Origin of the sequence: Bhargavaea massiliensis (assembly GCF_050480245.1) — a bacterium.
Taxonomy (GTDB): domain Bacteria; phylum Bacillota; class Bacilli; order Bacillales; family Anoxybacillaceae; genus Anoxybacillus.
Genome location: NZ_JBCNEQ010000055.1, coordinates 75,959 through 98,678, shown reverse-complemented (window position 1 = coordinate 98,678; position 22,720 = coordinate 75,959). Strand labels below are relative to the sequence as shown.

26 protein-coding genes and 1 pseudogene are annotated in these 22,720 nt (G+C 40.1%); 22 read left to right on the top strand and 5 right to left on the bottom strand.

The genetic code is table 11. The annotated features are described in order from the left end of the window. The first annotated feature begins 99 nt into the window (after positions 1–99). From miaB to ABEV15_RS11115, 9 genes and pseudogenes are all read left to right on the top strand, one after another. Positions 100–1,680, top strand: a complete 1,581-nt coding sequence (gene miaB, locus ABEV15_RS11155) for a tRNA (N6-isopentenyl adenosine(37)-C2)-methylthiotransferase MiaB (RefSeq protein WP_498853241.1) — start codon at positions 100–102, stop codon at positions 1,678–1,680. 1 nt (position 1,681) lies between these two features. Further along, positions 1,682–2,113 carry a YlbF/YmcA family competence regulator gene (locus ABEV15_RS11150; protein ID WP_429632321.1) on the top strand — a complete coding sequence of 144 codons (432 nt, stop codon included), beginning with the start codon at positions 1,682–1,684 and terminating at the stop codon, positions 2,111–2,113. Between the two features lie 162 nt (positions 2,114–2,275). Continuing rightward, on the top strand, positions 2,276–2,812 hold the full coding sequence (locus ABEV15_RS11145; RefSeq protein ID WP_498853240.1) for an outer spore coat protein CotE: 537 nt from the start codon (positions 2,276–2,278) through the stop codon (positions 2,810–2,812). Positions 2,813–2,884: 72 nt separating this feature from the next. After that, positions 2,885–5,452: a DNA mismatch repair protein MutS gene (mutS, locus tag ABEV15_RS11140; RefSeq protein WP_498853239.1), complete on the top strand. Its 2,568-nt coding sequence runs from the start codon at positions 2,885–2,887 to the stop codon at positions 5,450–5,452. 13 nt (positions 5,453–5,465) lie between these two features. Beyond that, positions 5,466–7,292 (top strand): DNA mismatch repair endonuclease MutL, encoded by a 1,827-nt coding sequence (gene mutL / locus ABEV15_RS11135; RefSeq protein WP_429632330.1) that lies wholly within the window; start codon positions 5,466–5,468, stop codon positions 7,290–7,292. Positions 7,293–7,411: 119 nt separating this feature from the next. Next, complete coding sequence (gene miaA, locus ABEV15_RS11130) at positions 7,412–8,347, top strand: tRNA (adenosine(37)-N6)-dimethylallyltransferase MiaA (RefSeq protein ID WP_429635150.1); 936 nt, start codon at positions 7,412–7,414, stop codon at positions 8,345–8,347. Between the two features lie 33 nt (positions 8,348–8,380). Beyond that, on the top strand, positions 8,381–8,599 hold the full coding sequence (gene hfq / locus ABEV15_RS11125; RefSeq protein WP_429632336.1) for an RNA chaperone Hfq: 219 nt from the start codon (positions 8,381–8,383) through the stop codon (positions 8,597–8,599). 117 nt (positions 8,600–8,716) lie between these two features. Further along, positions 8,717–9,646, top strand: a complete 930-nt coding sequence (gene spoVK / locus ABEV15_RS11120; RefSeq protein ID WP_429632339.1) for a stage V sporulation protein K — start codon at positions 8,717–8,719, stop codon at positions 9,644–9,646. 19 nt (positions 9,647–9,665) lie between these two features. Further along, a pseudogene (locus ABEV15_RS11115) lies at positions 9,666–9,917 on the top strand (steroid 3-ketoacyl-CoA thiolase); the annotation flags it as partial. Positions 9,918–9,949: 32 nt separating this feature from the next. Here the strand turns inward: ABEV15_RS11115 and ABEV15_RS11110 are convergent. Further along, positions 9,950–10,558, bottom strand: a complete 609-nt coding sequence (locus ABEV15_RS11110) for a trimeric intracellular cation channel family protein (RefSeq protein WP_429632341.1) — start codon at positions 10,556–10,558, stop codon at positions 9,950–9,952. A gap of 146 nt (positions 10,559–10,704) precedes the next feature. On the opposite strand from ABEV15_RS11110, the gene hflX reads away from it, so the two are divergent. The 4 genes from hflX to glnA all read left to right on the top strand — a co-directional run bounded on the left by hflX (position 10,705) and on the right by glnA (position 15,135). Next, on the top strand, positions 10,705–11,958 hold the full coding sequence (gene hflX, locus ABEV15_RS11105) for a GTPase HflX (RefSeq protein WP_498853238.1): 1,254 nt from the start codon (positions 10,705–10,707) through the stop codon (positions 11,956–11,958). Positions 11,959–11,971: 13 nt separating this feature from the next. Continuing rightward, positions 11,972–13,240, top strand: coding sequence for a methionine gamma-lyase family protein (locus ABEV15_RS11100; protein ID WP_429632347.1), 1,269 nt, complete (start codon positions 11,972–11,974; stop codon positions 13,238–13,240). A gap of 101 nt (positions 13,241–13,341) precedes the next feature. Next, the gene (locus ABEV15_RS11095; RefSeq protein WP_429632350.1) at positions 13,342–13,746 is read left to right on the top strand and encodes a MerR family transcriptional regulator; all 405 of its coding nucleotides are present in this window, start codon (positions 13,342–13,344) and stop codon (positions 13,744–13,746) included. Positions 13,747–13,800: 54 nt separating this feature from the next. Further along, complete coding sequence (glnA, locus tag ABEV15_RS11090; protein ID WP_429632353.1) at positions 13,801–15,135, top strand: type I glutamate--ammonia ligase; 1,335 nt, start codon at positions 13,801–13,803, stop codon at positions 15,133–15,135. A gap of 46 nt (positions 15,136–15,181) precedes the next feature. Here glnA and lexA read toward each other — a convergent pair whose 3' ends face one another. Further along, the gene (gene lexA / locus ABEV15_RS11085; RefSeq protein ID WP_498853237.1) at positions 15,182–15,799 is read right to left on the bottom strand and encodes a transcriptional repressor LexA; all 618 of its coding nucleotides are present in this window, start codon (positions 15,797–15,799) and stop codon (positions 15,182–15,184) included. Positions 15,800–15,948: 149 nt separating this feature from the next. On the opposite strand from lexA, the gene yneA reads away from it, so the two are divergent. From yneA to ABEV15_RS11045, 8 genes are all read left to right on the top strand, one after another. After that, a complete protein-coding gene (gene yneA / locus ABEV15_RS11080) occupies positions 15,949–16,251 on the top strand; it encodes a cell division suppressor protein YneA (RefSeq protein ID WP_498853236.1) in 303 nt (100 codons plus the stop codon). Positions 16,252–16,271: 20 nt separating this feature from the next. Beyond that, a complete protein-coding gene (locus ABEV15_RS11075) occupies positions 16,272–16,952 on the top strand; it encodes a YneB family resolvase-like protein (protein WP_429632360.1) in 681 nt (226 codons plus the stop codon). Between the two features lie 24 nt (positions 16,953–16,976). Then, a complete protein-coding gene (locus tag ABEV15_RS11070) occupies positions 16,977–17,207 on the top strand; it encodes a DUF896 domain-containing protein (RefSeq protein ID WP_429632363.1) in 231 nt (76 codons plus the stop codon). 149 nt (positions 17,208–17,356) lie between these two features. Continuing rightward, positions 17,357–19,360 carry a transketolase gene (gene tkt, locus ABEV15_RS11065; RefSeq protein WP_429632366.1) on the top strand — a complete coding sequence of 668 codons (2,004 nt, stop codon included), beginning with the start codon at positions 17,357–17,359 and terminating at the stop codon, positions 19,358–19,360. Between the two features lie 119 nt (positions 19,361–19,479). Beyond that, positions 19,480–19,692: a YneF family protein gene (locus tag ABEV15_RS11060; protein WP_003398951.1), complete on the top strand. Its 213-nt coding sequence runs from the start codon at positions 19,480–19,482 to the stop codon at positions 19,690–19,692. A 114-nt stretch (positions 19,693–19,806) separates the two neighbouring features. Further along, the gene (locus ABEV15_RS11055; RefSeq protein ID WP_498853235.1) at positions 19,807–20,511 is read left to right on the top strand and encodes a cytochrome c biogenesis CcdA family protein; all 705 of its coding nucleotides are present in this window, start codon (positions 19,807–19,809) and stop codon (positions 20,509–20,511) included. A 26-nt stretch (positions 20,512–20,537) separates the two neighbouring features. After that, positions 20,538–20,897 carry a response regulator gene (locus ABEV15_RS11050; protein WP_498853234.1) on the top strand — a complete coding sequence of 120 codons (360 nt, stop codon included), beginning with the start codon at positions 20,538–20,540 and terminating at the stop codon, positions 20,895–20,897. A gap of 21 nt (positions 20,898–20,918) precedes the next feature. After that, on the top strand, positions 20,919–21,386 hold the full coding sequence (locus tag ABEV15_RS11045; RefSeq protein ID WP_498853233.1) for a CcdC family protein: 468 nt from the start codon (positions 20,919–20,921) through the stop codon (positions 21,384–21,386). A gap of 16 nt (positions 21,387–21,402) precedes the next feature. On the opposite strand, the gene ABEV15_RS11040 is transcribed toward ABEV15_RS11045, so the two are convergent. Continuing rightward, entirely contained in the window at positions 21,403–21,840 is a 438-nt protein-coding gene (locus ABEV15_RS11040; RefSeq protein WP_498853232.1) for a DUF2621 domain-containing protein, read from the bottom strand. A 78-nt stretch (positions 21,841–21,918) separates the two neighbouring features. Continuing rightward, complete coding sequence (locus ABEV15_RS11035; protein WP_498853231.1) at positions 21,919–22,062, bottom strand: small acid-soluble spore protein P; 144 nt, start codon at positions 22,060–22,062, stop codon at positions 21,919–21,921. A gap of 102 nt (positions 22,063–22,164) precedes the next feature. Between ABEV15_RS11035 and ABEV15_RS11030 the strand changes: the two genes are divergently transcribed. After that, entirely contained in the window at positions 22,165–22,425 is a 261-nt protein-coding gene (locus ABEV15_RS11030) for a hypothetical protein (protein WP_498853230.1), read from the top strand. Positions 22,426–22,442: 17 nt separating this feature from the next. Here the strand turns inward: ABEV15_RS11030 and sspO are convergent, their stop codons facing one another. Then, positions 22,443–22,592, bottom strand: a complete 150-nt coding sequence (gene sspO / locus ABEV15_RS11025) for a small acid-soluble spore protein SspO (protein WP_032099534.1) — start codon at positions 22,590–22,592, stop codon at positions 22,443–22,445. Positions 22,593–22,720: the final 128 nt, after the last annotated feature.

Below are 22,720 nucleotides of genomic sequence, written 5' to 3'. Positions count from 1 at the left end.
TCACCTCCTCCTACTCGATTGGAAAAACATTGTTTAAAAGCCCGGAAAATAATATACTATGTTAGTGTGCATGTATGAATAAAAGAAAGGAGAATAACGATGAACGAAAAACAACGTTTACAGTACACAGCACAAATTGAGACGGATCATCCAACGGACAAAAAATCCGCTTTGGATGGCAATTTACAACGTCTAAAGCAAAAAACAAGTCAAGACTATGAAAAATATTTTTCAACCGTATTTGTGCCACCATCTTTGAAAGAAGCAAAAAAACGCGGAAAAGAGGAAGTGAAATATCATAAAGATTTTTCTATTCCTGAAGAGTTTCGTGGCATGGGGAACGGTCGTAAGTTTTACATTCGTACGTATGGCTGTCAAATGAATGAACACGATACAGAAGTGATGGCTGGAATTTTTATGGCGCTCGGTTATGAACCGACCGATCGTCCAGAAGATGCGAACGTCATTTTATTAAATACGTGTGCGATTCGTGAAAATGCGGAGAACAAAGTATTCGGAGAAATTGGTCACTTAAAGCCATTGAAGCAAAACAACCCTGATTTATTGCTTGGTGTATGTGGCTGTATGTCGCAAGAGGAATCGGTCGTCAATAAAATTTTAAAACAATTCCAATACGTTGATATGATTTTCGGTACGCACAATATTCATCGTCTTCCGTATATTTTGAAAGAAGCGTATATGTCGAAAGAAATGGTTGTTGAAGTATGGTCAAAAGAAGGCGACGTCATCGAGAACTTACCAAAAGTGCGAAAAGGAAACATTAAAGCATGGGTCAATATTATGTACGGTTGTGATAAGTTTTGTACGTACTGTATTGTTCCGTATACGCGCGGAAAAGAACGTAGCCGTCGTCCAGAAGATATTATCCAAGAAGTGAGGCATTTAGCAGCACAAGGATATAAAGAAATTACTTTATTAGGGCAAAACGTGAATGCGTATGGAAAAGACTTCACTGATATGAAATATGGTCTTGGTGATTTAATGGATGAGTTACGCAAAATTGATATTCCACGCATTCGTTTCACAACAAGCCATCCGCGTGATTTTGATGATCGTTTAATCGAAGTATTGGCTAAAGGTGGAAATTTAGTCGAGCACATTCATTTGCCAGTTCAATCGGGAAGTAGTGAAGTATTAAAAATGATGGCGCGCAAATATACACGCGAACAATATTTAGAGCTTGTTCGCAAAATTAAAGAAGCGATTCCTGGTGTAGCGCTCACAACAGACATCATCGTCGGGTTCCCGAACGAAACGGATGAACAATTTGAAGAAACGTTGTCGCTATATCGCGAGGTTGAATTTGATTCTGCATTTACGTTCATTTACTCGCCACGTGAAGGAACGCCAGCAGCAAAAATGGCCGACAACGTACCGATGGAAGTGAAAAAAGAACGTTTACAACGATTAAACGCATTAGTAAATGAAATTTCCGCAAAAAAAATGAAGGAATATGAAGGACAAGTTGTCGAAGTGTTAGTAGAGGGGGAAAGTAAAAACAATCCGGATGTTCTTGCTGGATATACGCGCAAAAACAAACTCGTCAACTTCATCGGGCCAAAGTCTGCGATTGGTCAACTTGTAAAAGTGCGGATTACCGAAGCAAAAACGTGGACATTAAACGGAGAAATGGTAGAAGAAGCGATTGAGGTGAAATAACGTGGCGAAATATACAAAAGATGACATTGTACAAAAAGCGAAAGAATTAGCTAAAATGATTGCTGAAACAGAAGAAGTTGGGATTTTTAAACAAGCAGAAGCGAAAATTCATGAAAATGAAAAAGTGCGCACGATGATTGCTAAAATTAAATCATTACAAAAACAAGCTGTAAACTTGCAACATTATGGGAAAACAGAAGCGTTAAAAAAAGTGGAAGCAGAAATTGATGAGATTTACGAACAGCTATCGGAAATTCCAATTGTAGAACAATTTAAACAATCGCAAGTAGAAATTAACGATTTATTGCAACTTGTTGCTTCCACTATTTCAAAGACAGTAACAGATGAAATTATTACATCAACGGGCGGAGATGTGTTGCGAGGGGAAACAGGAGCCCAAGTGAAACATAGTCATTGTGGCCATTGTCATTGAAGAGTCCATTTTTTCATGGGCTCTTTTTTTATGTTTTTCGTACATATTTTGAATCGGCCGCATACAATGAACTATACGGAATGATTGTTTTTTTATGTACACTTTTGTGTTTCTAGTGCATAGGATAAAATGAACAATGCATTTTTGAGGAGGGTTTGTTTCATGTCCCAATACAGAGAGATTATTACAAAGGCGGTTGTGGGAAAAGGGCGAAAGTTTACGCAATCGACGCATACAGTTTCCGCGAAACATCGTCCAACGAGCGTGCTCGGTTGCTGGATTATTAATCATCGGTACGAAGCAAAAAAAGTGGATCGTAGTGTTGAAATTCATGGCAAGTATGATGTGAACGTTTGGTATTCGTACGACGACAATACAAAAACGGAAGTGCTCACAGAAACTGTATCGTACACCGATGTGATTTCGTTAAAGTATCGTAACGAAGAGCTCATTAGTGAAGAACAAGAAGTGATCGCGCGCGTTGTTCAACAACCAAATTGTTTAGAATGTACGATTGCTTCAACTGGAAACAAAGTAACTGTTGAAGTAGAGCGAGAGTTTGTTGCAGAAGTCATCGGAGAAACAAAAGTACGTATTGCAGTCGTCGATACATCATCAGACGAAATAGAGGAAGATATTGAGGCGGAATTAGAACAGTTAGATGAAGAGCTTCTTCAAGAAGGAAGCAATAAAAACTAGGAAGTTTATTCTTCCTAGTTTTTATTTTTTGTTATAATAATTGAAGTCAATATCTCGGACGTTGGAGGAAAGATGATGGCTTATACACCGATGATTCAACAATATTTAGCGATTAAGTCACAATATAAAGACGCTTTTCTGTTTTTTCGCCTCGGTGATTTTTACGAAATGTTTTTTGAAGATGCAATTAAAGCATCCCAAGAGTTAGAAATTACTCTGACAAGTCGTGACGGTGGAGGCGAAGAGCGCGTACCGATGTGCGGGGTGCCTTATCATTCAGCCGCCATGTACATCGAACGTTTGATTGACAAAGGATATAAAGTCGCGATTTGTGAGCAAGTCGAAGATCCAAAAACAGCGAAAGGAGTTGTGCGTCGAGAAGTCGTACAACTCATTACGCCTGGAACGATCATGGAAGGGAAGCAACTTGAAGAGAAAGCAAACAACTATTTAGCTTCGTTAACATCATTTAAAGATGGCACATATGGCCTTGCATATACAGATTTAACGACCGGTGAGAGTCGCATGACAATGCTCCGTTCGTTTGAAGATGTATTGAATGAAATTTATTCTATTGGCACGAAAGAAATTGTCGTTGCAACTGCGTATAAAGAGCAATGTCAATCGTTGCAAGAACGATATGTTCTTACGATTTCATGCGAAGATGAAACAACTATCCCACCTGTGTGTGAGTCCATTGTTTCTCATTTGAAACAAGAAAAATTACTTGTGACGTTTGGAAGATTATTAAATTATTTAATAAAAACACAAAAGCGGAGTTTAGCTCACTTACAGCCAGTAGAATTGTATGAAGTCGATGCATATATGAAAATGGATGTATATTCCAAACGAAATTTAGAGTTAACCGAAACGATGCGCACAAAAGGCAAAACGGGTTCGCTTTTTTGGCTTCTTGATGAAACGATGACAGCAATGGGAGGACGATTGCTGAAGCAATGGATTGATCACCCGTTGTTAGATCGTGAAAAAATTGAGCAGCGATGGCATCTTGTTGAGCAGCTTCTTTTGCACTATTTCGAGCGGCAAGAATTGCGCGAATATCTTCGCGGAGTATATGATTTAGAACGATTAGCTGGACGTGTTGCATTTGGAAATGTCAATGCGCGCGACTTAATTCAATTGAAAAAATCGTTAAAACAAGTGCCGTTGATTGTTGCGCTTCTTATGCAAATTGAAGACGAAAACGTTCAATTATTCGCACAACATCTTGATGCATGTGAAGAACTTGTCCAATTGTTAGAAGCAGCGATTGAAGAAAATCCACCACTATCTGTTAAAGAAGGTGGAATCATTAAAGATGGTTATAACGAAGCGTTGGATCGATTTCGAGATGCTAGTCGGAACGGAAAAACATGGATTGCGCAGTTAGAAGCGAAAGAACGGGAATTAACTGGAATTAAATCGTTAAAGATTGGTTATAACCGAGTGTTTGGATACTATATCGAAGTAACAAAAGCAAACTTGCATTTGTTGCCAGAAGGACGGTATGAGCGTAAACAAACATTAGCTAATGCTGAACGTTTTGTGACAAAAGAGTTGAAAGAAAAAGAGGCACTTATTTTAGAAGCAGAAGAAAAAAGCATGGAACTTGAATATGAGTTGTTTGTTTCGATTCGTGAACAAGTGAAACAATACATTGTACGTCTGCAAAAATTAGCGAAATACATTAGTCAATTGGATGTTTTACAATGTTTTGCAACGGTTAGCGAAAAATATAACTACTCTAAACCGCAGTTTTCCGATGATCGCCGTCTTGTTATTCAACAAGGACGCCATCCTGTTGTTGAAAAAGTATTAGGATCAAATATTTATGTTCCAAACGATTGTTATATGGATGATGAACGAGAAATATTGCTTATTACAGGACCGAATATGTCTGGAAAAAGCACGTACATGCGTCAAATTGCATTAACAGCTATTATGGCGCAAATCGGATGTTTTGTTCCAGCGGAAAAAGCGATATTGCCGATTTTTGATCAAGTGTTTACGAGAATCGGAGCAGCTGACGATTTAGTTGCAGGCCAAAGTACATTTATGGTTGAGATGTTAGAGGCGCGTAACGCGATCGTTCACGCGACACAAAATAGTCTTATTTTGTTTGACGAAATTGGCCGCGGAACATCCACATACGATGGCATGGCGCTTGCTCAAGCGATGATTGAATACATTCACGACCGAATTGGCGCAAAAACGTTATTTAGTACGCACTATCATGAATTAACAGCACTTGAAAAACAATTGCCACGTTTAAAAAATGTTCATGTTAGCGCGATTGAAGAAAACGGAACCGTTATTTTTTTGCATAAAATGAAAGAAGGGCCGGCAGATAAAAGTTACGGTATTCATGTAGCGCAATTAGCAAAGCTGCCGCCAGAATTAATTCAGCGGGCAGAACAAATTTTACGCGAGTTTGAAACAAATCAGATGACGATCATTAAAGAAAATAGAGAGAAGTTTGAGCAACTAAGCATGTTTGAGGAGCAGCAAAATGAAGGGCGTTCGAGTGCATCGAAAAAAGAGAGAGAAGTGATCAAGCGCATTCAGTCGCTTAATTTGCTTGATATGACACCGCTTGAAGCGATGAATAAACTATATGAAATCCAAAAGCTATTAAAGTGAAAGGAGGGAAAACGTGGGGAAAATTCGTAAACTTGATGATGCATTAGCAAATAAAATTGCGGCAGGGGAAGTCGTTGAACGTCCCGCTTCTGTCGTAAAAGAGCTTGTTGAAAATGCGATTGATGCTCATAGCACCATCATTGAAGTCGAGTTAGAAGAAGCGGGATTGGCGAAAATTCGCGTGATTGATAACGGGGATGGGTTAGAAGAGGAAGACTGTTTTTTAGCGTTCGAACGACACGCAACAAGCAAAATTAAAGATGAGTCCGATTTGTTCCGCATCCGTACGCTCGGTTTTAGAGGAGAGGCATTACCGAGTATTGCTTCGGTCTCACATTTAGAGTTAAAGTCAAGCACAGGTGAAGGGCCAGGGACGTTGATCGTCTTAAAAGGAGGAGAGCTTGTGCAACATGGTCGGACAAGCAGTCGAAAAGGAACGGATATCACGGTTTCGCATTTATTTTTCAATACGCCAGCTCGCTTAAAATATATGAAAACGATTCATACGGAACTTGGTCATATTGTTGATGTCATGAATCGCTTAGCTCTTGCGCACCCACATATTTCTTTTCGATTAACACATAATGGGAAACAGCTGTTTTATACGAACGGGAACGGTGATGTTCGGCAAGTGTTAGCAGCTATTTACGGATTTGATGCGGCTAAAAAAATGGTTGCCATCCATGCAGAAACGATCGATTTTACCATTGACGGTTACGTTGCTTTACCTGAGGTGACGCGCGCTTCCCGTAACTATATGACTACGATTGTAAATGGGCGATATGTTAAAAACTATTCGTTATATAAAGCGATTGAAGAAGGGTATCATACGCTTCTTCCAATCGGACGACATCCGATTGCATTTTTAAATATTGTTATGGATCCGCTTCTTGTGGATGTGAACGTTCATCCGGCAAAGTTAGAAGTACGTTTTAGTAAAGAAGCCGAGTTAAACGAGCTTGTTCAACAAACGATTCGCCAATCATTTCAAAAAAAGACGTTAATTCCTGAGGTAACGGCACCGCGAGTAGAAAAAACGAAAGCAGAACAACAAACGTTTTCGTTTGAACATATCGTGAAAGAATCAAATACGATGTCACCACGTGTAACGGAGATATATCGTGATCAAGAAAAGAAAACAGAAGAGCGAATCGTGTTGGAGAAAAGTGACGAACGTGTTCGTGATCAAGATGTCAAGCCGCTTGATGTAGAATCCGTTGTTCCAAGCGAACATGTAACAGGAGAGATGGATCAAGAACGCATTCCGCCATTATATCCGATTGGACAAATGCACGGGACGTATATTTTAGCCCAAAATGAAAATGGATTGTACATTATTGATCAACATGCTGCACAAGAGCGAATCAAATATGAATATTTTCGCGAAAAATTAGCAATGGTCACAAATGAGTTACAACCGTTGCTTATCCCGTTGACGTTTACTTATTCATCAAGTGAATATTTGCTCATTGACAGTCATCGCGATCACTTAGCTGCGTGTGGCGTATTTTTAGAGCCATTTGGCCATAACAGTTTTATTGTCCGTTCGCATCCTCAATGGTTTCCAAAAGGGGAAGAAGCAACAATTATTGAAGAAATGATTAAGCAAGTGTTAGTGATGAAAAAAGTGGACATCAAACAGTTGCGTGAAAAAGCAGCGATTATGATGAGTTGTAAACAATCCATTAAAGCAAATCAATTTTTGCGCAACGATGAAATATTTGCGTTGCTTGAATCGTTGCGGAAAACGAGCGATCCATTTACATGCCCGCACGGTCGGCCAATTATGATTCACTTTTCTACTTATGAGTTAGAAAAAATGTTTAAACGTGTCATGTAAAAAAGCGGATGTTTTTCGTTCGCTTTTGGAACTAAAATTTTTTGAACATAGATGATAAAATGTATATTGTTTGTCTATAATAAATGAATGTGAATTAGAATGGAAAGTAGTGGTATTATATGGGAGAGAAAGTCGTTGTGTTAATTGGTCCAACGGCTGTGGGGAAAACGAAAATGAGCATAGAGCTAGCCAAGCGTTTACAAGGGGAAATTATTAATGGTGACTCGATGCAAATATATAAAGGATTAGATATTGGAACCGCAAAAATTCGTTCAGAAGAAATGGAAGGCATTCCCCATCATTTAATTGATATAAAGGAGCCGTATGAATCTTTTTCTGTGGCGGAGTTTCAGACGCTCGCTCGCTCCCTTATTACAAATATTACGAATCGGGGAAAGCTCCCGATAATCGTTGGGGGTACAGGGTTATACATTCAATCTGTTATTTATGATTATCAATTTTCGGATGCACCATCAAACGATTCATATCGACAAGCGTTAGAGCAATGTTCATCGGATGAGCTTTATGAGCGACTTAGGCACATTGATCCGATAAGTGCTGAGCGTATACATCCAAATAACGTCCGACGTGTCATACGTGCCTTAGAAATTTACCATTGCACAGGAAAAACGATGACGGAATGGTTAAAAGAACAAAAACGACAACTCGTTTACAACGTTGCGCTCATTGGGTTGACGATGGAACGAGAAAAACTATATGAACGCATTAATCGGCGAGTAGATGAAATGATTGCTCAAGGATTGATTGAAGAAGTGAAACGATTGTATGACCAAGGTGTGCGTGACTGCCAAGCGATTCAAGCGATCGGTTATAAGGAGTTATATGCATATTTTGATGGGTTAATTACGCTTGAAGAAGCAATCGAACAGTTGAAACAAAACTCTCGTCGTTATGCGAAGCGCCAACTTACATGGTTTCGTAATCAAATGCCCGTTCAATGGTTTGATATGACGGATGATACGAAGTTTGCGACGCGAGTGAATGAAATTTTGCATTACATAGAAGGAAAGTTTCGCTTTCAATCGAATATATAAACGTAATGTAGAGAAAAAGAGGAGGACGAAGCAATGGCAATAAACATTCAAGATCAGTTTTTAAACCAATTGCGGAAGGAAGAAACAACGGTTACTGTATTTTTGCTGAATGGATTTCAATTGCGTGGGTTAGTGAAAGGATTTGACAATTTCACAGTATTGTTAGAAGTGGATGGAAAACAACAATTAATTTATAAACATGCCATTTCCACATTTGCACCACAAAAAAACGTAAAAATTGAGATTGAGTAAGATATATCGCTCACCGCATATCGGTGGGCGATTTTTTCGTTAGGCATTTGTCACGAAATGGGCAACTGAAGCGTATATTAATAAAAGAAGCAACGATGAAGGAGAGGTGACGTCGCCTTGTCAGAGTTGACGATGAAGCAAACAAAAAGTCAAATTAATATCGTGCTTAACGCAAAAAACGTCAATTACTTGCCGAAAGAAGAAACGCCAAATCGAATTGATTACCATCAACATGCGGTGTTGAAAGAGATTCAAAGAGAGCTAGATGAATTAGTTGGACTAAGTGAAGTAAAAAAATTAATTAAGGAAATTTATGCTTGGTTATATATTAATAAAGCACGTCAAGCGAACGGGCTAAAAGGAAATAAACAATCGCTTCATATGATTTTTAAAGGGAACCCAGGTACAGGAAAAACGACAGTTGCTCGTATTCTTGGAAAGTTATTTTTAGAAATGAACGTTTTATCTAAAGGGCATTTTATTGAAGCAGAACGTGCCGATTTAGTCGGTGAATACATCGGTCATACAGCTAATAAAACGCGCGATTTAATTAAAAAAGCACGCGGAGGGATTTTATTTATTGATGAAGCCTATTCACTCGCACGTGGAGGAGAAAAAGATTTTGGAAAAGAAGCCATCGATACGTTAGTAAAAGGAATTGAAGATTTTTCTGACGATTTAGTTGTTATTTTAGCCGGATATCCGGCTGAGATGGAGTATTTTTTATCGTTAAACCCAGGATTGCCATCACGTTTTCCGTTAATGCTCGAATTCCCGGATTACACAACAGAGGAACTTGTGCAAATCGCAAAACAAATGCTTCACATGAGAGAATATGAGCTTACTTCCGAAGCAGAACGAAAGCTACGTGAACATATTGAACAGCTGTTAGCTGGGGGATATCAAAGAAAGTTTAGTAACGGTCGCTACATTCGAAATTTGATTGAAAAAGCAATTCGGAAACAAGCAGTGCGCCTGTTGCACGAAGGGCGTTATGACAAAAAAGAATTGATGATTATACGAGAACGCGATTTAGTTGTTGAATAAATAGGGGAGGGAAACCTTCCTTGTGGAAATTAACGAAGCGTTCGCTTCTGTTGTCCTTGCCTGGCAAAAAGAAATCGGTGTCCCACTTTCCAAAGTCAACGTCAACGGTGGTGCGATTGCGTTAGGCCATCCGCTTGGGGCAACGGGTGTGAAACTGATGACATCGCTCGTTCACGAACTTGAACGACGAAAGGGACGCTACGGCTTATTAACGATTTGCATCGGACACGGCATGGCAACCGCGACAATTGTCGAGCGGTGGGAAGGATAAAAAAGCAGGAGACCTCAGTGGAGGCTCCTGCTTTAGTTTTCTGTTTTTAATGATTTATTCGGTAATTTCCAGTTATATGTATATGATAAAATGCGCAATGTGGCAACAACGCCAAACAATATATACAAACCAAACGAAGAATGCGCGATCCCGGTTCCAACTGCGATACCGGCTAAAATGGCCCAAGCAGCGTAAATTTCTTCACGCAATACGAGCGGTTTTCTTCCTGCTAATATATCGCGAATCATCCCACCTCCGCTTCCGGTTAACACAGCAGCAACAATGACTGCACTTAATGGATGATTCATTTGAACGGCATATAGCGCTCCTTGAATGGCGAAAGCGGAAAGTCCGAGGGCATCGAAAAAGTTCCCCCAACGTTGCCAATGAGGCAACATTTTTTGTGGAAACAAATAGACGATAGTCATCGCGAGAAACGCGATAAAAAACAGCGTTTGTTGTTGCCAAAGAATTGACACGGGTACACCGATTAACACGTTGCGTACAGCTCCGCCACCGAATGCGGTTACGATTCCAAGAATGTATACGCCTAAAATATCGTATTCTTCTTCCATAGCGACAATCGCTCCGCTAATTGCAAAGGCAATTGTGCCGATTATACTTAATACTTCCCAAGTCATGATCGCAATCCTTTCTGTTATGTAAAATTACGTTACAATTTTATGTACAAAACAAGAAAAAATCAACGATCATTTTTCAGTCCATAGCACTTTTCAATAAGATTTGTTATGATGAGAACAGACGTTCAATAGGAAAGAGGGAAAATATGCAAAAAGAACGGGAACGAGTGATGATTGTTGGGTGTCAATTACCTCATATGAACGATGAACGATTTTCGTATTCGATGGAAGAGCTTGCTTCACTTGTTCACACCGCAAACGGTGAAGTCGTCATTAGCCTGACGCAAAAGCGAGAGACGATTCATCCGGCGACATATATCGGTAAAGGAAAAGTTGAAGAGCTTGTTCAGCTTGTCGAACAGTTTGAACCAGATGTTGTTATTTTTAATGATGAATTGTCACCAAGCCAAAATCGAAACTTAACGAAGCTATTAAATGTGCGCGTCATTGATCGGACGCAGCTTATTTTAGACATTTTCGCAAGCCGCGCGCGCTCAAAAGAAGGAAAATTGCAAGTCGAGCTTGCTCAGCTACAATACATATTGCCGCGGTTGAGTGGACAAGGAACAGAACTTTCGCGATTAGGCGGCGGAATCGGAACGAGAGGACCGGGAGAAACGAAACTAGAAACAGACCGTCGCCATATTCGCCGTCGCATTGATGAAATTAAAGCGCAGCTTAAAGCTGTTGTTGAACATCGCGAACGGTATCGCGAGCGGCGAAAGAAAAACGTCGTGTTTCAAATTGCGCTAGTTGGTTATACGAACGCGGGTAAGTCCACGCTTTTTAATCGCTTAACGAAAGCGGGTGCGTTTGAGGAAAATTTATTGTTTGCGACACTAGACCCGCTCACAAGGAAACTTGTGCTACCAAGTGGCTATACAGCGCTTTTGACGGACACGGTCGGTTTTATTCAAGACTTGCCGACAACGCTTGTCGCAGCGTTTCGTTCGACGTTAGAAGAAGTGAAAGAGGCTGATTTTATTTTACATATTGTTGATTCGTCCAATCCGGACTATATTCAACATGAACAAACGGTTTATCGTTTGCTTGAAGAATTGGAGGCGACGACCATTCCAAGCGCCACCGTGTATAATAAACGCGACATCGTTCTTCCAAACTTTGTGCCAAGCCCGAGAACAGATCATATATTAGTAAGTGCGTTTAACGAACAAGACGTCCAACGTTTGCGCGAGTTTATTGAAGAAAAGATGACAGAAGCGATGGAGCGTTACGACGTGGCAATTCCCGCGTTTGAAGGAAAATTGCTCGCGCAGCTAAAAGCAGAAACGATTGTGCGGCAACTTCATTTTAATGAACAAAACGGCATGTATGAATGTAGCGGCTACATATTGTCAGAGCATCCGCTGTTGTTACAACTAAGAACATACAACAAATAGAAAGGGTTTTGTTATGTTTCAGCATTTCACACATGGAGAGAAAATTGCTAGGCTCGTTAAAGAAATGGAAGCACAAATTGCACCGATTCATCAAGCGATTGATGAGCGCATTGATTCTAATCAATATCGCGTATTACAAAGCTTTCGCCGCCATCAAGTAAGCGATGCGCATTTTATTCCATCGACAGGATATGGCTATGATGACATCGGGCGCGATACATTAGAAAAAGTGTATGCAGATGTATTCGGTGGGGAAGCAGCGCTCGTCCGTCCACAAATTATTTCTGGCACGCATGCGATTACAATCGCCTTATTCGGTGTGTTACGTCCGGGAGATGAACTATTATATATTACCGGCAAACCGTACGATACGCTTGAAGAAATTGTCGGTATTCGTGGCAAAGGCATCGGTTCGCTAAAAGAGTTTCATATCGGCTATAGCAGCGTACCACTCACTTCGGAAGGTAAAGTCGATTTTGCAGCGGTAAAACAAGCGATCAATGATCGAACGAAAATGATTGGTATTCAACGGTCAAAAGGGTATGATCCACGTCCATCATTTACAATTGCTGAAATTAAAGAAATGATCGATTTTGTAAAAGGGATCAAACAAGATGTTGTCGTTTTCGTCGATAACTGTTATGGAGAATTTGTCGAGGAGCAAGAGCCGTGTCATGTTGGTGCAGATTTAATGGCTGGGTCACTTATTAAAAATCCTGGTGGTGGATTGGCGAAGACAGGAGGATATCTCGTTGGTAAACGAGAATATATTGATATGTGTGCTTATCGTATGACGTCACCAGGAATTGGTGCGGAAGCCGGTGCTTCTTTATACAGTCTACAAGAAATGTATCAAGGATTTTTCTTAGCACCACATGTTGTTGGCCAAGCGTTAAAAGGTGCGGTCTTTACTGCAGCTATGCTTGAACGAATCGGAATGAACACGTATCCGGCATGGAATGCGGTACGCACCGACTTAATTCAGTCCGTGCAATTCGACGATGCAGAACAAATGATTGCGTTTTGTCAAGCGATTCAATTTGCATCCCCTGTCAATTCGCATTTTACGCCGTATCCAAACTACATGCCAGGCTATGAAGATGACGTCATTATGGCGGCAGGAACGTTTGTACAAGGTGCAAGCATTGAACTATCAGCTGATGGGCCGATTCGACCACCTTATGTGGCGTATGTGCAAGGGGGATTAACGTATTCACATGTAAAAATTGCTGTGTGTATGGCGATTGATCGATTGCTCGAAAAACAATTGATTCAATTATAAAATCTTTCAGAAAAAAATATGTAATAAAATATAACGTATCATTGACATATAGAGTAACATAGAATAAAATGAAAATACGTATTACGTAAGGAGGGGTCGACATGAATAGTCACATTCGTCGCTCCATGCCGTTATTTCCAATAGGCATCGTTATGCAATTAACAGATTTATCAGCGCGGCAAATCCGCTATTATGAGGAACACGGTCTTGTTTCACCTGCGCGGACAGAAGGCAATCGCCGATTATTTTCGTTTAATGATGTGGATCGTTTACTTGAAATTAAAGATTTAATCGAACAAGGTGTTAATTTAGCAGGCATTAAACAAATTTTTGCTTCGCGTCAACAACAACATACGGAAACAACTCCATCTGTTGCACCGAAAGTGATGAAACAAGATTTGTCGGAAGCGGAGTTGCGCAAGCTGTTGCGTGCCGAGTTGATGCAAGCCGGTCGTTTTAATCGAGCATCGCTTCGCCAAGGAGATATTGCTCGCTTTTTTCACTAAAAATTTATGTTTTTTAACATAAATGATCTTTTTCATTTTGGGGGAGGAATATGTATGGCTAAGTACACGAAAGAAGACATTTTTCGTATTGTTAAGGAAGAGAATGTAAAGTATATTCGTTTGCAGTTTACAGACATTCTCGGCACGATTAAAAACGTGGAAATTCCAGTTAGTCAATTACAAAAGGCGCTCGACAATAAAATGATGTTTGACGGGTCATCGATCGAAGGGTTTGTTCGTATCGAAGAGTCAGATATGTATTTATATCCAGACTTAGATACATTTGTTATTTTCCCATGGACAGCAGAAAAAGGAAAAGTGGCGCGTTTTATTTGTGATATTTACAATCCAGATGGTACGCCATTCGAAGGATGTCCACGTTATAACTTAAAACGTGTGTTAAAAGAGATGGAAGCGCTCGGATTCACAGAGTTCAATTTAGGACCAGAGCCGGAGTTTTTCCTATTCAAGCTCGATGAAAAAGGAGAGCCAACGTTAGAATTAAATGACCATGGCGGTTATTTTGATTTAGCTCCAACGGATTTAGGAGAAAACTGCCGTCGTGACATTGTATTAGAGCTAGAAGAGATGGGATTTGAAATCGAAGCATCTCACCATGAAGTTGCACCAGGACAACATGAAATTGACTTCAAGTACGCCAATGCAGTCAAAGCGTGCGACGATATTCAAACTTTTAAACTTGTCGTAAAAACAGTCGCACGTAAACACGGTTTACATGCGACATTTATGCCAAAACCGCTTTTTGGCGTGAATGGTTCAGGTATGCATTGTAACTTATCGCTCTTTAAAAATGGCGAAAATGCCTTTTTTGACCCAAATGGTCAATTGCAGCTAAGCGAAACAGCGTTGCAGTTCATTGCGGGTGTGTTAAAGCATGCGCCAAACTTTACAGCAGTAACAAACCCAACGGTGAACTCGTATAAGCGGCTTGTCCCAGGATATGAGGCACCTTGTTACGTCGCGTGGTCAGCACGCAACCGAAGCCCGCTCATTCGCATTCCTGCGTCACGCGGCATGAGTACGCGCATTGAAGTGCGTAGCGTAGACCCTGCAGCAAACCCATATTTAGCGATGGCTGTATTATTAGCAGCTGGATTAGATGGAATTAAAAATAAATTAACACCGCCAGCGCCAGTGGATCGCAACATTTATGTGATGACAAAAGAGGAGCGGCTAGAAGAAGGAATTGTGGATTTGCCTGCAACGTTAGCAGAAGCCTTGCAAAACTTAAAATCGGATGAAGTGATTGTCAATGCGCTCGGCAAACATTTATTTGAGCACTTTGTCGAAGCGAAAGAAATTGAATGGGATATGTTCCGTACAGCAGTACATCCATGGGAACGTGAACAATATATGAGCCTTTACTAAAAAAGCTAACGGTTTTTCCGTTAGCTTTTTATGTTCTCCTTTTTTCTTAATGAATTGCACGGTATACGCCAATCACTTTTCCTAAAATCGTAGCATTTTGAACGATGATTGGTTCCATTGATGAATTTTCAGGTTGTAGACGAATGTGATCTTTTTCTTTAAAAAATCGCTTTACTGTCGCTTCATGATCTTCAGTCATGGCTACAACGATATCCCCGTTATTCGCTGTTTGTTGTTGACGGACGATTACGTAGTCCCCGTCTAAAATGCCGGCCTCAATCATGCTTTCTCCAACAATTTGCAACATAAATACTTGATCATCTGGTGAGACGAACCGTTCTGGAAGAGGGAAATATTCTTCAATGTTTTCTATTGCGGTAATTGGTTGTCCGGCTGTCACTTTTCCAACGATTGGGACGTTAACGACATTTGTTTTTGGAATGGACTCATACTCGTCCAAAATTTCAATGGCACGAGGTTTTGTCGGATCACGACGAATGAAGCCTTTACTTTCTAAACGTGCTAAATGTCCGTGAACGGTAGAACTCGATGCTAAACCGACCGCTTCTCCGATCTCCCTTACTGACGGTGGATACCCTTTTGTGCGAACTTCTTGTTTAATAAAGTCTAAAATTTGTTGTTGTCGTTTTGATAATTTCGCCATTATTATACACCTCTTCCTTTTAAATCTTTGCACACATTATAACATAATTTTGCATGTTAATACAAACATAAGTTCGAGAAAAATAGTTGACACGAACAAAAGTTCTTGTTATCATAAATACAAACAAATGTTCTAGGGGGGTAGATGGCATGGGGAAAATACATTATGTGATGATGTTTTTATTTAGTGTGTTATTTGTTTGGGCGTTTCTACAAGCAACAGAATCTGTTGATAAAGAGAAATATGTTCAAATTACAGTATCAGCCGGTGATACATTATGGGAGATTGCAGATAAATATAAGCACGAACATCAGTTGTCCCATGAACAATTTATTCAATGGGTCATGGAAGTAAATAAGCGCTCAGATGATCGATTAATTGTTGGTGAGAAAATCGTGATCCCTGTGTTAAAATCAAATATCGAGAATCAGCTTGTTGCTAACAAACCATAGTCAATAGAAAGGGATGACGGATGAACGCAATGATTTATTGTCGTGTAAGTACGACAAAACAAACACAAGAAACGTCGTTACAAAGGCAAAAAGAAGAGCTTGAAAAGCTAGCAGCTGAATACGGAATGAATGTTGTCAAAATCATTCAAGAACAAGCGAGCGGTTATGATGTTGAACGTGAAGGAATTATTGAATTGCTCGATGCAATCAAACAACATCATATTGATGTTGTTCTTGTCCAAGATGAAACAAGATTAGGACGAGGAAATGCAAAAATTGCGCTTCTTCGCTGCTTGAAAAAAGAAGGGATCCGCGTATATACGGTTAGTCATCGGGGAGAGCTTCAGTTATCTGAAGCGGATTCGATGGTGTTAGAAATCATTAGCATTGTAGAAGAGTATCAAAGGAAAATACATAACTTAAAAATTAAACGTGGGATGCAGCGGGCAGTTCAAAATGGTTATCGGCCGGAAAACAATTTGCGCAATGTTGGGGAACACGCTGGTCGCGACCGAAAAGACGTGCCGATTGAAGAGATTGTTCGTTTACGCCAAAATCGCTTAACGTTTGCTGAAATTGCTGCTACGCTTCGGTCGTTCGGTTACGATGTTTCAAAAGCAACCGTTCACCGACGATATAAAGAATATGAGCAGCTTGCCAACGATGAAAAATTTTTGTATGATGATACGGGCCAAAAGTAATTTCATACAAAGGAATGACGATGAATGATATCTCGTGAGAAAATTGCACGAATTAATGCATTAGCTAAAAAAGCAAAACTAGAAGGGCTGACAGCAGAAGAGAAACAAGAGCAGCTGCAGCTCCGCGCTGAGTATATTGCAGCGTTTCGCGAGTCGATGATTGAAACGCTTCATACAGTAAAAGTCATTGATCCAACTGGAAATGATGTAACGCCAAAAAAATTAAAGGACAGTAAGAAGAAACGCCTGCATTAATGTACGTATTGTGGAGAACATACAAGTATAGATGTTCTCTCTTTTTTTATCAGTTTGTCAAAAAAAAAGTGTTGTGAATTGTTGTACATTTCATGTACTTTTCTATATCATAAAAGATGAGAATGTTTGCAAATGAAAGGATGAAGATGATGACACACTCTATCGAACAATTGTCGATTGCGGCAATTCGCACATTGTCGATCGATGCCATTGAAAAAGCAAATTCAGGTCACCCAGGAATGCCGATGGGAGCTGCACCAATGGCGTATACGCTATGGACAAAGTTTATGAACCATAATCCGCGCAACCCAAAATGGTTTAATCGTGACCGCTTTGTATTATCGGCAGGACATGGTTCGATGTTATTGTATAGCTTGCTTCATTTAAGTGGCTACGATGTTACGATGGAAGACATTAAGCAATTTCGCCAATGGGGAAGTAAAACACCGGGGCATCCCGAATACGGTCATACACCAGGTGTGGAAGCGACGACTGGACCGCTTGGGCAAGGGATTGCGATGGCTGTTGGAATGGCGATGGCAGAGCGTCATTTAGCAGCTACATACAACAAAGACAATTTCGAAATTATTAACCATTTTACATATGCGATTTGCGGCGACGGTGATTTAATGGAAGGAGTTTCTGCTGAAGCTGCTTCGTTAGCTGGTCACTTAAAACTTGGCCGCCTCATCGTTCTTTATGATTCAAATGATATTTCGCTAGATGGCGAATTAAATCTTTCGTTTTCAGAAAGCGTTGAGCAACGTTTCAAAGCGTATGGATGGCAATACATTCGCGTGGAAGACGGAAATAACATTGAAGAAATTGCTCAAGCGATTGCTGAAGCTCAAAAAGATTTGGAGCGCCCGACGTTAATTGAAGTAAAAACAATAATCGGTTACGGTTCACCAAACAAAGCGGGAACAGCAGATGTACACGGAGCTCCGCTTGGAAGAGATGAAATTAAACTAACAAAAGAAGCGTACAAATGGACGTTTGAAGAAGATTTTTATGTTCCGAACGAAGTGTATGCCCATTTTGAAAAAGTGGTAAAAGAAGCAGGAGAGAAAAAAGAAGCAGAATGGAATGCTTTATTTGCTGAATATGAAAAGGCGTATCCAGACTTAGCGAAGCAATTGCGCATGGCGATTGATGGCAAACTTCCTGAAGGATGGGAAAAAGCGTTACCGGTATATGCAGAAGGAAAAAGTTTAGCAACACGTGCTTCTTCCGGTGAAGTGTTGAATGCGATTGCAAAAGTTGTGCCACAATTTTTAGGTGGATCTGCAGATTTAGCTGGTTCGAACAAAACGTTAATTAAAGGGGCAGGAAATTTCTTGCCGGAAAGCTATGACGGTCGCAACATTTGGTTTGGTGTGCGTGAATTTGCCATGGGAGCTGCATTAAATGGAATGGCGCTTCATGGTGGGGTAAAAGTTTACGGCGGTACGTTCTTCGTGTTTTCGGATTACTTACGTCCGGCGATCCGGCTTGCTGCACTTATGGGATTACCTGTCACATATGTATTTACGCATGATAGTATTGCCGTTGGAGAAGATGGTCCAACGCACGAGCCGATTGAACAACTTGCTTCGTTAAGAGCGATGCCGAACGTATGTGTTATTCGTCCGGCAGATGCGAATGAAACAGCAGCTGCTTGGCGATTAGCGGTAGAATCTACGAATCGTCCGACAGCACTTGTGTTGACACGCCAAAATCTTCCTACTCTAGCTACGACAGCTGAGCGCGCTTATGAAGGTGTGAAAAAGGGAGCGTACGTTGTTTCGGAAGCGCAAGGAGAGGTACAAGCCTTATTGCTTGCATCTGGTTCGGAAGTGAGCTTAGCGGTAGAAGCGCAAAAAGCGTTAGCAAGCGAAGGCATTCATGTTTCTGTTGTAAGCATGCCTTCATGGGATCGTTTTGAGGCACAACCAGCTGAATATAAAGAGAGCGTGATTCCAAAGCACGTGAAAAAGCGTCTCGCTATTGAAATGGGCTCATCTCTTGGTTGGGAGCGTTATACAGGCGATGAAGGCGATATTTTAGCCATTGATCGCTTTGGAGCTTCTGCCCCTGGAGAAAAAATTATGCAAGAATACGGATTTACAGTGGAAAACGTTGTTGCCCGAGTCAAAGCGTTGTTAAACAAATAATAAAACGGGGAGATGAGCTCCCCGTTTTATTATCGCATAAAGATTTTTTACTGAACATATTGTACAAACCGTTATTGTTTAGTATAGTGTAATGTAGACAACATGAAGGAGGAAAAAATATGTGGGAAATGATTTTAGTAGGCATTGTAGCGCTTGCTGCTGGCGTTGCGCTCGGATTTTTTATTGCGCGTAAAACAATGATGAACTACTTAAAGAAAAATCCACCAATTAACGAGCAAATGATTCGAATGATGATGATGCAAATGGGCATGACCCCTTCGCAAAAGAAAATCAATCAGATGATGAAAGCGATGAACAATCAATTAAAATAAAGGGTGAGGCACTCGTGATGAGTGTCTTTTTTAGCAAACAAAGAAGATGTTGCTCATATTTGTATTTTTTTGATAAAATATAGCCAAATGAAGAAGAAATGGAGTGCCAACCATATGGACGTTCAACTGTTTGTTGCGTTTGGGGCAGGTGTGTTGTCGTTTATTTCTCCTTGCTGTTTGCCGCTTTACCCAGCCTTTTTATCATATATTACGGGAATTTCAGTTAGTGATTTAAAGTCTGATTATGCATTGTTACAAAAAAGAAGTTTGTTACATACGTTATTTTTTTTGCTCGGTTTTTCTTTTATCTTTATTGCGATCGGTTTCGGCACATCGATTCTTGGACGTTTTTTTCATACGTACCAAGATCTTATTCGGCAAATTGGTGCAATACTGATGGTGTTTTTCGGATTTGTTATTATCGGCATCTTTAAGCCGACCTTTTTAATGACGGATCGTCGTTTATCCTTTCAACAACGTCCATCAGGTTATATCGGATCTTTCCTTATTGGCATGGCGTTTGCTGCCGGTTGGACGCCGTGTACAGGTCCGATTTTAGTATCCGTGATTGCTCTAGCAGCGACAAACCCAAGTTTAGGTGTAGTGTATATGACGGCGTATTCACTCGGTTTTGCTTTGCCTTTTTTGCTTTTATCGTTTTTTATTGGGAAAATGGGTTGGATTCGGAAACATCATGTTAAGCTAATGAAAGTCGGCGGATATGTCATGGTGGGAATGGGTGTTGTGTTGTTCTTTGATTGGATGACAAAAATAACGATTTATATGACGAATATATTTGGTGGTTTTACAGGTTTTTAGTTTTCAAAGGTGTGGAGGGAAAGGGAATGGCGAGAATTTTAATTGTGGATGATGCAAAATTTATGCGCCTGACATTAGCAAATATTTTAAAAAAAGCGAATCATGAAGTAGTTGGGGAAGCGGAGAATGGAAAACAAGCTGTTGATTTTTATATGGAGTTAAAGCCAGATGTCGTAACGCTTGATATTACGATGCCCATTATGAGCGGGCTTGAAGCGGTCAAGGAAATTAAGCAGCGCGATCCGCAAGCGAAAATCATTATGTGTTCAGCTATGGGGCAACAAAAGATGGTCGTTGAAGCCATTGAAGCAGGAGCGCTTGATTTTATTGTAAAACCATTTGATGAGAGCCGTGTTATTGAAGCCATTCAGCGTGTGTTGCAGTAAAAGGAGAAAGGACGATGGAGTTTGGCGATTTTTAGTTCGGTATTTGCTGTATTTATGGCTGGAGTTGTTTCTTTTATCCGAATGAAAGCGGCAGAAAAACCAACGAATGAAAAAAAAATTATATTACCACCTATTTTTATGAGCACAGGTGCACTCATGTTCCTTCACCCGATGTTTCGGGTAACAGTGCTTGAGTGTGCTGAAGCGATGATTATAGGGGCACTTTTTTCTATTTTGTTAATAAAAACATCTTCATTTGAAGTTCGAGGTAATGAAATTTATTTAAAACGCTCCAAAGCGTTTGTTTTTATTTTTGTTGGTTTAATTGTGCTACGCTTAGCGCTAAAAACGTATTTAAGTCGCTCCATTGAATATGGGGAGCTTGCGGGAATGTTTTGGATTCTCGCCTTTTCGATGATCGTTCCATGGCGCGTGGCGATGTATGCATCATATCGTCGCCTTGAGCGTGAAATAAAAGAACAAGGCTAATCCGTGCGAAGAAGGATTAGCTTTTTTTTGTCAGTAAATGTTCGTACTTTGACAAGTCAATTTGTTTGGTCTGAAGTGCCTTAATTAAAAATTTATGATCGCGTTTTGGTGTAGCGAGAATATAACCACGGACAACTAAATCTTCTGTAATTCGATCCGCCTGTTCTTGTAAAGCCAATTCTCCAATTTTACCAGCGATTTTTTGTCGAGCAACATCACGAAATAGCTCAGGAACAGGGCGGACTAAATCTTCGAGCAATGCTCTTTCTTTTTCAGACCATAGATGCCGTGTTTGTTCAATGTAATATTGTTGCCAGTCCAATTCCGACTTTCCATCTTCTTTTGGTAAGCGTTTTAAAAATTTCCGAAACATAAAAAAGCCACCGATTGACATCGTAACAAGAAGAAAAACGACCCAAAATAAAATAAACCATAAAAACCAACCTGTTAGCATACATTCCACCTCAACGTTTATTATGTAAAAAAACAGAGATGGAATCAAGCAAAAGAGATGACTGTTGCGTCAGCTCTTTTACATATCGTGACTTGAGTTATGTTTTTGACGTGTATGGTTTTGATTTTTTACTTTTTTCGATCCGCTAAGCGGCTCTGGTTGTCCTGGTTGATCTCCTTTTGGAGCATTTTTGCGCATATCTTTACTTGTATTTTTGTTCATAAGATACACCCCTTTCTTTCATATGATGACATAATGAGTAGAATTTATGCATATTTCGCTCGTGAATAGGCACGATAATACTAAAAAGGGGGAATGAACGATATGCCTTATCATAAAAATAAGCAACAAGCGTTTGAAGCCGCGCAACAAGGAACAATGGAGGCAAAAGAATGGTATGATCATCTTGTGAGAAGTGATGCAGACTATGGCAGTCAGCTACATCATTTAAAACAAGAGGTCAACGAAGCGTTCGAACAAATTAATAATGCGCTTGAAGTAGCTTCTGGAAAACAGCGCAAACAGCTTGAACAGTTTCGCGATGATTTGCAAGCAATTGTGGAAGAAGTAAACATGTATGAATAATCCCGCTCCAGGCGGGATTATTGATTTTTCTTACGTTTTTTGTTATTTTGTTTTTGCGCTTCTGTAAGCGGTTCATTAGAGAACTCTTCGTTGTAGCCGGCACCTTTTCCTTGTGCGCTTGCGTCGTTCATGCCAGGGATTACATGATTTGCTTTTCTTTTTACCATCTTTTTTCACCTCCTACAACTATTATTAGAAAGAGAGCAAAAAATATGCATTTATCTGAAACTTATAAACAATTATTATTTACTTATGTAGAGCATTGTATTAAGATAAAAGCGTAGGAATTTTGTGG